Origin of the sequence: Pandoraea sp. B-6, assembly GCF_000282835.1 — a bacterium.
GTDB lineage: Bacteria > Pseudomonadota > Gammaproteobacteria > Burkholderiales > Burkholderiaceae > Pandoraea > Pandoraea cepalis.
Genome location: NZ_KB290536.1, coordinates 7,377 through 17,958 on the forward strand (window position 1 = coordinate 7,377; position 10,582 = coordinate 17,958).

Genomic DNA, 10,582 nt, shown 5'->3' on the forward strand with positions numbered 1-10,582 from the left:
TGATCCAGAAGAACACGTTTGCCGACATTGACGTCGCCATCATGGCGCCGACAATCAGGAAGGCCGCGCGCCCGGCAAAAATATGCGTCGTGGCATACGTCGCGGCCACCACGAACAGCGCAACCGCAATGCCCAGCACCCGTTCGTTCTTGCCCAGCATGCGGCACAGGAAATCGTAGACAAACCAGCCGCCAATCAGAAACGCCACCGCAAGACCCACCGCCTGACCCGGCTGCAGATCCATCACGGTCTTGTCGATGAGATACGTCTGCGGCTGCAGCAGATACAGCGCACAGAACAGGCCAAAGCCCGAGAGCCACGTCGTATACGACTTCCACTTCGACCAGTGCAGGTCTTCCGGCATCTGCGGAGGCGAGTTCAGGTACTTTTGCGCGTGGTAGAAACCGCCCCCGTGCACCGACCACATCTCACCGAACACGCCCTTTTGCTTGTCGTCGGCCGCCTTCGGCGGCTTCAGACCATTGTCCAGCATCACGAAATAGAACGACTCGCCAATCCAGGCGATGGCCGCTATCACATGCAGCCAGCGCAACAACAGATTGACCCAGTCGGTAATAAACGCTTCCATCTTATGTTCTCCTCAACTGCCTGACGTTCACGCTCGCGCTTATCAACTACCGCGATACGTGGAAAAGCTCCACGGCGACACCAGAAGGGGCACGTGGTAATGCTGGGAAGGCTCGGCCACGCCGAAACGCAGCACAACGCGATCCACGAAGCGCGGCGACGGGACGTCCACGCCCTGGGCGGCGAAATAGTCACCTGCATGGAACACGAGTTCATATTCGCCCGCGACGAATTCCTCGCCTTCGAGCAGCGGCTTGTCGCAACGGCCGTCGTGATTCGTCTGCACGTCGCGCAGCGAGCGGCGCTCGCCGTCCACACGCCATAGCTCGACACGGATGCCCGCGCCTGGCTTGCCGTGCGATGTATCAAGTACGTGGGTAGTCAGTCGTCCCATGATGTCTCCTGTGATGGATGGATGCATTGTAGGGAGATGGCGGCGTGGCAACGGGCGCAATACCAAAGATAAAAACGCGCACATACCACGCCACGCCGGACAAATACGTGACAGGCATCCCTGCGGCATGCCGACGTGCTCAGCGTACCCCGCGTGCCCTGCGAAGGGGATTTTTGGGAGCACTATTTGTTTCGTTTATCCGCCGTATAACGCCGTGCATATGATGTGTGTCCGCCACTGGACGCGCATCGCCCGGAAAGCCCAATGGCGACGTACCTGCCTCGGGAAAACCCGAGCGGCAAGATAAGCATTCAGGCATACGTTCCATGAAAAAAACACTATAGCCTCCGACGGTCTTGTCGCAAAAGGCGTCGACCTGCACCATTGAGTCACCCAAAAATAGCAATCAAACAGCCCCCCTTGGGACGGAGACGAAATGAGTGTGACAACCAACACCGTGGATCCGGTCGACGAGCGACTGCCGATCGGAAAACTGTTCATGCTGGGCCTGCAGCACGTGCTCGTGATGTATGCGGGGGCGGTCGCCGTGCCGCTCATCATCGGCGGCGCCCTTGGCTTGCCCAAGGACCAGATCGCTTTTCTCATTTCCGCCGACCTGATGTGCTGTGGCATTGCCACGCTGATCCAGAGCGTGGGCGTGGGTCGTTTCGGCATTCGCATGCCGGTCGTCATGGCCGTCACGTTCGCCGCGGTCGGTCCAATGCTCGCGATCGGCACCAATCCATCGCTCGGGTTGCCCGGCATTTTCGGGGCGACCATCGCCGCCGGTATCATCGGTACGCTGCTCGCGCCGGCCGTTGGCAAGCTGCTGCGCTTCTTTCCGCCCATTGTCACGGGCATTGTCATCACGTCGATCGGCCTGACCATCATCGGCGTGGGGATCAATTGGGCGGCGGGCGGGGTGGGCAATCCCGATTACGGCGACCCGGTCTACCTGGGGGTGTCCTTCGCGGTCCTCATCTTCATCTTGTTGATCACGCGCTTCGTGAAGGGCTTCTTCTCGAACATTGCCGTGCTGCTCGGTATTCTGTTTGGCTTCGCCATTGCGTTGATGCTTCACAAAGTCAATTTCGACGGCCTCGATCAGGTGAAGTGGTTCGACGTCGTGCTGCCGTTCCATTTCGGCATGCCGGTGTTCGATCCGTGGGCGATTGTGACGCTCACCATCGTGATGCTGATCACGTTCATCGAATCGACGGGCATGTTCCTGGCGCTTGGCGAGATCGTGGGCAAGCCGGTCGACGAGAAGGCGCTGGTGGCCGGTCTGCGTGTCGACGGCTTGGCCACCGTGATCGGCGGCCTGTTCAATACGTTCCCACATACCTCCTTTTCGCAGAATATCGGCCTCGTGGGCGTGACGGGGGTGAAAAGTCGTTGGGTGTGCGTGGCGGCGGGCGCCATCCTGCTCGTGTTCGGCTTCATTCCGAAGATGTCGGTGGTGGTGGCCTCGATTCCGCAATTCGTGCTGGGCGGCGCCGGCGTGGTCATGTTTGGCATGGTGCTCGCCACGGGCATCAAGATTCTGTCCAAGGTCGACTACTCGAACAACCGCTATAACCTGTACATTGTGGCCATCAGCATCGGCATGGCGATGATTCCGGTGGCGTCGAACAAGTTCTTCGCGAAGATGCCGGAACAACTCGCGCCGTTGCTCCACAGCGGGATTCTGCTGGCCACGCTCTCGGCAGTGATTCTGAACGCCTACTTCAATGGCTTCAAAGCGCCGGCCGCCAATGGCCACGGCGAGCAGAACGGGTCGGCGATGGGACTGGAGGCGCATTGATGAAAACGCTGCTCGTCACGAATGCCGACGTGCTGGTCACCATGGATGCGGGCCGCCGCGAAATTGCCCGAGGCGGCCTTTACATCGAGGACAACCGAATCGTGGCGGTCGGCACCCGCGATACGCTGCCCGACACGGCTGACGACGTGCTCGATCTGACCGGGCACGTCGTGATTCCCGGCCTGGTCAACACGCATCACCACATGTATCAGAGCCTCACGCGCGCCATTCCGGCGGCGCAGGACGGCGAACTGTTCAACTGGCTGACGAACCTGTATCCGGTGTGGGCGAACCTCACGCCGGAGATGATCCGCGTTTCGACCCAGACGGCCATGGCCGAGTTGCTGCTCTCGGGCTGCACCACGTCGAGCGACCACCTGTACATCTACCCGAACGGTTGCAAGCTCGACCACAGCATCGAAGCGGCCGCCGAGATCGGCATGCGCTTTCATGCCAGCCGTGGCAGCATGAGCGTCGGGCAGAGCCAGGGCGGGCTGCCGCCCGATCGTGTCGTGGAGCGCGAAGACGACATTCTCACCGACACGCAACGTCTCATCGAGACGTATCACGACGCAGGTCGCTACGCGATGCTGCGCGTGGTCGTGGCGCCGTGCTCGCCGTTTTCCGTGAGTCGTGACCTGATGCGTGAGTCGGCGACGATGGCGCGTCAGTACGGCGTATCGATGCATACCCATCTGGCGGAGAACGTCAACGATATTGCCTACAGCCGCGAGATGTTCGGCATGACGCCGGCCGAGTATGCGCAGGATCTGGGCTGGGTCGGCCACGATGTCTGGCATGCCCACTGCGTGCAACTCGACGACGCGGGCATCGCGCTGTTCGCCAAGACCGGCACCGGCGTGGCGCATTGCCCGTGTTCGAACATGCGGCTCGCATCGGGCATCGCCCCGATTCGACGCATGCGTGACGCGGGCGTGCCCGTTGGGCTGGGGGTGGACGGATCGGCGTCGAACGATGCGGCCAACATGATCGGCGAGGCGCGCCAGGCATTGCTGCTGCAACGCGTGGGCTTCGGTCCGAGCGCAATGACCGCGCGCGAGGCCCTGGAGATCGCCACGGTGGGGGGCGCGCGCGTGCTGGGGCGAGACGACATCGGCGTGCTCGCGCCCGGCATGGCGGCGGACTTCGTGGCGTTCGACACACGTGGCATCGGCATGGCGGGTGGCCTGCACGATCCGGTGGCGGCGCTGGTCTTCTGTAATCCCGGACAAGCCGCCTACAGCGTGGTGAACGGGCGGGTGGTGGTGCGCGAAGGGCGTCTGGCGACGCTTGACCTGCCGTCGCTCGTCACGCGTCACAACGCGCTGGCGCGGCAACTGGCCGAGGCATCCCGATAAGGCCCTGCCGCACCGGCCGCACCTTCACGGTGTGCGGCCCGGCGCGGCAACGGGCCGGCGGGACGTCGGGGGTGGTGTGCCTGGACTCCGGGCATGCTGCCGTGCGGTTCGGCGGAGCGGTGGGGGCCGCTCCGCCGGTAAAAACCTCGCGGGAACCCCGAGGCGAATCGATGGCGCAGGTAAGCGCGGGTAACGGCAGGGGACGACTGCGGCGACGGCCTAGGTCTGGGGGCGCATCTCAAGCAACGTCCGCGTGGCGTCGGAAATGACGCTGCGTAGCCAGCGCACCTCATCCGAATAGTGCGTGCGTTCGTGCCACAACTGGTAATACTGCATCGGCGGGAAGTCGATGGGCGCTTCGAGCACGGTGAGCGGCAGAAACTCGGCGTAATAGTCGGCGAACAGGCGCGTCGTGGTGAAGATCAGATCGGATTTGAGCAAAACGTAAGGCGCCAGATTGAAATACGGAATCGTCACGACCACATTGCGCTTCAGGCGCTCGCGCGCGAGGTGCATATCGATGGCGCCGCGTTGCGCAACGGAATAGGGTGTCGGAGCGAGATGCGGGCTGGCGAGATACTGGTCGAGTGTGAGGCCGCGTTTGGCGTAGGGGTGCGTATTGCGCACCAGGCAGACGATCTGATCGACGAACAAGTTCGAGAGGTGAAGCTGCTCCGGCGGCTCGGGCCAGTTGCCGATCACGATGTCGACCTTGCCGTCTTCGAGGGCGTGCTCATAGTCGAAGGCGGGCCCCAGCGAATGGAGTTCGAGCTGGGCGTTGGGTGCCTGCTGGCGAAAGCGCTCGACGACTGTCGGTACGAATAGCGTATTCAGATAGTCGGGCGAGCCGATGCGGAACGTGCGTACCGTCGTCGCCGGATCGAAATTCGATTGCTGAACCGTGATGCGCTCAATCTCGCGCAACGCGTTCTGTGTGGGCTCCAGCAGCGATTGACCGTACTCCGTGGGCACCATGCCCGATTTGCCGCGCACCAGCAGCGGATCGCCGGTGATGTCGCGCAACCGCCGCAGCGCCGCGCTGATCGCCGGCTGCGACTGGTTCAGCTTGACGGCCGCGCGCGTCACGCTGCGCTCGATCAACAAGGTATGAAGGACGCGCAGCAAATAAGTGTCAATCGGTTCGCGGTTCTGGCTCATAAGGAATATAACAATCCGAATATGTCGGACTGTGAATTGCATAAGGAAATCATTATGAAGCACAAGTCCCATACGCTTCTATAGCGGAAAGCCCCTACCGGCGACCGTGGCGCCTGTCGTTCGCGAGGCGACAGGCGCTACAACAACGTTAATCGCGGGCTGGCTGCACGGTCGGGTCCCACGCGAGTTTGCCCGCGTCGGGGGCGGCGACCGACAGCGGCTGCTGTGCCGAGCCCGCGCAGACTTAAGCGCACGCATACGCGCAGGCACAGGCGCGGACGACGCACCGATTGACGTGGCTTCGGGCAGCGTAAGACAGTCGATGACCTGTCGGCCCCTGCGTACGCCACAATTCGGATGCTTCACAACCGCTGGGGGCGGCCCGGGGCGCATGACATGCATCGGTGTTAAAATACCAGGTTTCGTGGCGCAATTTCGTGCCGCCGCACCTCATCTCCCGGATACCACCTGTGCTGTCTACTGCCAATATCACGATGCAATTCGGCGCGAAGCCGCTCTTCGAGAACATCTCCGTCAAGTTCGGCGGGGGCAACCGCTACGGCCTGATCGGCGCCAACGGTTGCGGCAAATCGACGTTCATGAAGATCCTTGGCGGCGATCTGGAGCCGAGCGGGGGCAACGTCATGCTCGAGCCGAACGTTCGCCTGGGCAAGCTCAAGCAGGACCAGTTCGCGTATGAAGAGATGCGCGTGCTCGATGTCGTGATGATGGGGCACACCGAGATGTGGGCGGCCATGAGCGAGCGCGACGCCATCTACGCCAATCCGGAGGCGACGGACGACGACTACATGCACGCGGCCGAGCTCGAGGCGAAGTTCGCCGAGTACGACGGCTACACGGCCGAAGCGCGTGCCGGCGAACTGTTGCTCGGCGTGGGCATTCCGACGGACCAGCATCAGGGGCCGATGAGCAATGTTGCGCCGGGCTGGAAGCTGCGGGTGCTGCTCGCGCAGGCGCTGTTCTCGAATCCGGACGTGCTGCTGCTCGACGAACCGACCAACAACCTGGACATCAACACGATCCGCTGGCTGGAAGACGTGCTCAACGAGCGCAACTCCACCATGATCATCATCTCGCACGATCGCCACTTTTTGAATGCTGTGTGTACGCACATGGCGGATATGGACTACGGCACGCTGAAGATCTACCCGGGCAACTACGACGACTACATGCTCGCCTCGGCCCAGGCCCGTGAACGCCAGATGGCGGCAAGCACGAAGGCGAAGGAGCGTATCGCCGACCTGCAGGACTTCGTACGTCGTTTCTCGGCGAACAAGTCGAAGGCGCGTCAGGCGACAAGCCGTCTCAAGCAGATCGACAAGATCAAGGTGGAGGACATCAAGCCGTCGTCGCGTCAGAATCCGTTCATCCGCTTCGAGTTTGAGAAGAAGCTGCACAATCTGGCGTTCGAATTCGAAGGCATTTCGAAGTCGTACGATCGTCAGATCTTCAAGAACGTCTCCGGCGCCGTGCGCGCAGGCGAACGTGTGGCGATCATCGGCGAGAACGGCGCAGGCAAGACTACGCTGCTTCGCAGCCTGATGGCGGCGTTGCCGGTCGACGCGGGCGATGTGAAGTGGGCGGAGAACGCGAACATCGGTTACATGCCGCAAGACACGTCGGAAGCGTTTCCGCAAGACCTGACGCTCACCGACTGGATGACGCAGTGGGGCAAGGAGGGCGACGACGATCAGGTGATTCGTGGCTCGCTCGGCCGTCTGCTCTTCGGTGGCGACGACGTGCGCAAATCGGTGCGTGTGCTCTCCGGGGGCGAGAAGGGCCGCATGATCTGGGGCAAGCTGATGCTGGGCCGTCACAATGTGCTGATGATGGACGAGCCGACCAACCACATGGACATGGAGTCGATCGAGTCGCTGCAGATCGCGCTCGACAAGTATCCGGGCACGCTGGTGTTCGTCTCGCATGACCGGGAATTCGTGTCGGGCCTGGCCACGCGTGTCATCGAAGTGAAGAACGACGGTACGCTCATTGATTACCAAGGCACGTACGACGAATATCTGGCGAGCCAGGGCGTGGAAGTCTGAGTCGCGTTCGGTCTCCGTTGCTCAAATGAAAGAACCCGCTTCGGCGGGTTTTTTCATTGGCGCTGTGGCGTTCCAGTTCGCCGATCGGTCTGACGGGTCAACCGTCCTTTCCGTCAACCCGCGCCGTCACCAGATAGGGCGCATAGCGCATCAGATAGACGGCAAATGCCGCTAGCCAGCACACCCCCGCTGCGTCAATCCAGACGCTTGTGGCACCCCTCGCCAACCAGGGGCCGAAGACGCGCAAGAGCGCCGCGGCAATGATCAATCCGTAACCGGCCATCTCGAAGCGCCCGGCGATCAGCGCGCGGCCGGTATGTCCCAGTGCCGTGCGCGTGATCATGCCCATGATGGCGCACCCGATCGCGCCGACCGTCAAGGCGTGGATCGCAAGGGAGTGCGCAATCGTTCCCGCCGCCGCGAGCGCCAGAAGCGCAAAGCCGATCGGAATCCACGCATAGGCCACATGCAAGATCGCCAGTATCGGTCGAGGCCCGACACGCCAGGAACGCCATCCTGCCAGCCGGATACCGTGAATCAGCACCGTGAATCCGGCGCACACGATCGTCACGGCGGGCACCGACAGGAATGCATCTGCGAGGAGCGTGATGACGACGCTCGGGGCGGCCAGCGTTTCAATCCATTTCCAGCGCTTCGCGGAATAGCCCGGCACCGCGTTCGTGGTGAACATCGGCACCACGCGCCCCGCGATCACCGTCACGAACATGACGACCAGTCCGATGGCGGCGTAAGCGGCCTGTAATGAGAGATCAACGCGTCCTTGCCACGCCCACCAGTGGAAGAGGGCGTTCAACGCACCGAAAGCGCCGAGGGCGACGGGGAGAAATAGGTTGCGACGATTGTTCGCCTTGATCAGCACGCGCATCAGCACGATGGCAACCACGGGAAGAAAAAGGGAATCGACGCCCGCGGCGAGCCATTCCGGCCCGTAATAAACAAGTACGCGTCCCGCTGCCCACAAGCCCCACAGCCACATAAGCGGTGCACCCCGGGGCGTATCGAGCGAGGTCCAGGCGCGGACCGCGGTGAGCAAAAATCCCACAACGATGGCGGCGAAGCCGCCAAATATCATCTCGTGAACGTGCCAGACGAGGCCGTTCATGGGCGCGGCCCGACCGGCGACCGGATAGCCGTGAAGCGCGGCCAGCCATAGCGCAATGGCCAATGCCGCAAAGCCTGCGCCGCCTAGGTAAAACGGGCGAAAGCCAAGCCGAAGCAGGGGCAGCCCGGGGACCGATTGCGACGATGGTCTCGTGGTGGGTTGGCTGATTGACATCGCGACCTCCGCTATAAGATGTATTGTAAATACATCTTATAGCATCATTGGGCGATCTGGGAGAAATGTCCTTATGGGGGGCGGCGTGACGATAGCGCTATTTGGCGAATGGGGCCGGCCCAATACCCTGACGAGAATGCGTGCCTTTTGGACATCCGATGCCGTAGACGCGTCGGCCCGATGTGGGCAATCGGTGCTTGCGTCATCTGAGCGCAACTTAGGAATCTCGGAAGCTGCGTGTCGGAGTCGACTGATTTCGTCGCAAGCGTGCGAGATGCGTGGGCGCGCGGACTACAATGATCGCTCGTCGGGAACCTCCCAGCAGGAGACATCGCATGATCACGTACGACAAATTTTTCATCGACGGCCGGTGGGTGACGCCGGTTGGGCGCGCAACGCTGGACGTCTTTCATTCGGCTGACGGGACGCTCATGGGCCGCATTCCCGAGGGCGCAACGGACGACGTGCAGGCGGCCGTTGCCGCCGCGCTGAATGCGCGCGATCGCTGGGCGGCCACGCCGCCTGCCGAGCGGGCCGTCTACCTGCGCAGGATTGCTGCGGGCCTGAAGGCTCGCACGGACGCGCTCGCGCAAGTCATCACCGGTGAGACCGGCATGCCGATCAAGCTGGCTCGCGCCATTCAGGTGGGCGGACCTGTCTATCACTGGAATCAATACGCCGAATTGGCCGAAACATTCGAATTTGAAGCGCGCGTCGGCAATTCGCTGGTGGTGCGCGAGCCGGTCGGCGTGGTGGCGGCGATCACGCCGTGGAATTACCCGCTGAATCAAATCACACTGAAGGTGGCGCCGGCCCTGGCGGCCGGTTGCACGGTGGTGCTCAAGCCGTCGGAAGTGGCGCCTTTCAACGCATTTATCCTGGCCGAGGTCATCGCCGAAGCGGGGCTGCCGCCGGGGGTGTTCAATCTGGTGACCGGGCTCGGGCCGGTGGTCGGTGAGGCGTTGGCGCGGCATCCGAACGTCGACATGGTGTCCTTTACGGGATCGACGCGGGCAGGTAAGCGCGTGTCCGAAGTCGCGTCGCAGACGGTCAAACGGGTGGCACTGGAACTCGGCGGGAAATCGGCATCGGTCGTGCTTGACGATGCCGATCTCGCCGCCGCGGTCAAAGGCACGCTCAACGCCTGCTATCTGAATTCCGGCCAGACGTGTTCGGCGCACACGCGCATGCTCGTGCCTGCCTCACGTTATGAGGAAGTCAAGGCATTGGCGAAGGAGGCTGTCGCGCGCTTCACGCTGGGCGATCCGCGTGAGGAAACGACGCGTCTCGGACCGTTGGCGTCCGCCGCACAGCGCGAACGAGTTCAGACCTATATCCGCAAAGGTCTGGCGGAAGGCGCGGAGTTGATCGCGGGCGGGGATGCTGTGCCGGCCGGCTTCGAGGCGGGGTTCTTCGTACAGCCGACGGTGCTGGGCCGCGTGGCGCCTGACGCGACGGTCGCGCAGGAAGAGATTTTCGGTCCGGTGCTCTCGATCATCACGTATCAGGACGACGCCGATGCCGTGCGTATTGCCAACGACTCGATCTACGGGCTGGGCGGTGGCGTGTGGTCGGGCGACGAGGCACGCGCGGTGCGGGTGGCGCGTCAGATCCGCACGGGACAAGTGGATATCAATGGCGGGGAATTCAACGTGAAGGCGCCGTTCGGCGGATTCAAACAGTCCGGGCACGGACGTGAGAACGGCGTGTACGGCTTCGAGGAGTTCCTCGAGTACAAGTCGCTTCAGTTCAAGGCTGCGAAGTCGTAGAGCGGCTCTCGCAAAAACGCATCGCCTTGCCCTCGCGGGTGATGCGCGCCCACACGGCGGCCTTCTCGGCGTCGGTCAAGAATACCCAGTTCGACACTTCGTCGGCGGTGCGCCCGCAACCCTTGCAGACGTCGTCGAAGAGCGTCGA

General features: G+C 62.5%; 9 protein-coding genes. 4 read left to right on the forward strand and 5 right to left on the reverse strand.

Annotation, left to right across the window (positions count from 1 at the left end; genetic code table 11):
• Together A985_RS29335 and uraH are read right to left on the reverse strand one after the other, a co-directional pair.
• Positions 1-589, reverse strand: a 589-nt coding sequence (locus A985_RS29335) for a urate hydroxylase PuuD (protein WP_232424633.1), incomplete at its 3' end; no start/stop codon positions are given.
• A gap of 42 nt (positions 590-631) precedes the next feature.
• Positions 632-982, reverse strand: a complete 351-nt coding sequence (uraH, locus tag A985_RS0115375) for a hydroxyisourate hydrolase (protein WP_017234290.1) — start codon at positions 980-982, stop codon at positions 632-634.
• Positions 983-1,424: 442 nt separating this feature from the next.
• Between uraH and A985_RS25695 the strand changes: the two genes are divergently transcribed.
• Entirely contained in the window at positions 1,425-2,786 is a 1,362-nt protein-coding gene (locus A985_RS25695; RefSeq protein ID WP_286798664.1) for a nucleobase:cation symporter-2 family protein, read from the forward strand.
• Positions 2,786-4,144, forward strand: a complete 1,359-nt coding sequence (locus tag A985_RS0115385; protein WP_017234292.1) for an 8-oxoguanine deaminase — start codon at positions 2,786-2,788, stop codon at positions 4,142-4,144. Before A985_RS25695 ends, A985_RS0115385 begins: the two co-directional genes overlap by 1 nt.
• A 219-nt stretch (positions 4,145-4,363) precedes the next feature.
• Here the strand turns inward: A985_RS0115385 and A985_RS0115390 are convergent, their stop codons facing one another.
• Positions 4,364-5,302 carry a LysR substrate-binding domain-containing protein gene (locus A985_RS0115390; RefSeq protein ID WP_017234293.1) on the reverse strand — a complete coding sequence of 313 codons (939 nt, stop codon included), beginning with the start codon at positions 5,300-5,302 and terminating at the stop codon, positions 4,364-4,366.
• Positions 5,303-5,772: 470 nt separating this feature from the next.
• Here A985_RS0115390 and A985_RS0115395 point away from each other — a divergent pair, with 470 nt between their 5' ends.
• The gene (locus A985_RS0115395) at positions 5,773-7,368 is read left to right on the forward strand and encodes an ABC-F family ATPase (protein WP_026132012.1); all 1,596 of its coding nucleotides are present in this window, start codon (positions 5,773-5,775) and stop codon (positions 7,366-7,368) included.
• Positions 7,369-7,465: 97 nt separating this feature from the next.
• Here the strand turns inward: A985_RS0115395 and A985_RS0115400 are convergent, their stop codons facing one another.
• Positions 7,466-8,665 carry an NnrS family protein gene (locus A985_RS0115400; protein ID WP_026132013.1) on the reverse strand — a complete coding sequence of 400 codons (1,200 nt, stop codon included), beginning with the start codon at positions 8,663-8,665 and terminating at the stop codon, positions 7,466-7,468.
• A gap of 335 nt (positions 8,666-9,000) precedes the next feature.
• On the opposite strand from A985_RS0115400, the gene A985_RS0115405 reads away from it, so the two are divergent.
• Positions 9,001-10,434 carry an aldehyde dehydrogenase family protein gene (locus A985_RS0115405; RefSeq protein WP_017234296.1) on the forward strand — a complete coding sequence of 478 codons (1,434 nt, stop codon included), beginning with the start codon at positions 9,001-9,003 and terminating at the stop codon, positions 10,432-10,434.
• Here A985_RS0115405 and A985_RS25700 read toward each other — a convergent pair.
• On the reverse strand, positions 10,415-10,582 hold a 168-nt coding region (locus A985_RS25700; protein ID WP_232424639.1), incomplete at its 5' end, for a DUF1289 domain-containing protein. The genes A985_RS0115405 and A985_RS25700 overlap by 20 nt on opposite strands.

Excerpts from the sequence above, each read along its gene's own strand:
- A985_RS0115400 (WP_026132013.1), bottom strand. The coding sequence starts at position 8,665 with ATGTCAATCAGCCAACCCACCACGAGACCATCGTCGCAATCGGTCCCC.
- A985_RS0115390 (WP_017234293.1), bottom strand. The coding sequence starts at position 5,302 with ATGAGCCAGAACCGCGAACCGATTGACACTTATTTGCTGCGCGTCCTT.
- A985_RS0115405 (WP_017234296.1), top strand. The coding sequence starts at position 9,001 with ATGATCACGTACGACAAATTTTTCATCGACGGCCGGTGGGTGACGCCG.
- A985_RS0115385 (WP_017234292.1), top strand. The coding sequence starts at position 2,786 with ATGAAAACGCTGCTCGTCACGAATGCCGACGTGCTGGTCACCATGGAT.
- uraH (WP_017234290.1), bottom strand. The coding sequence starts at position 982 with ATGGGACGACTGACTACCCACGTACTTGATACATCGCACGGCAAGCCA.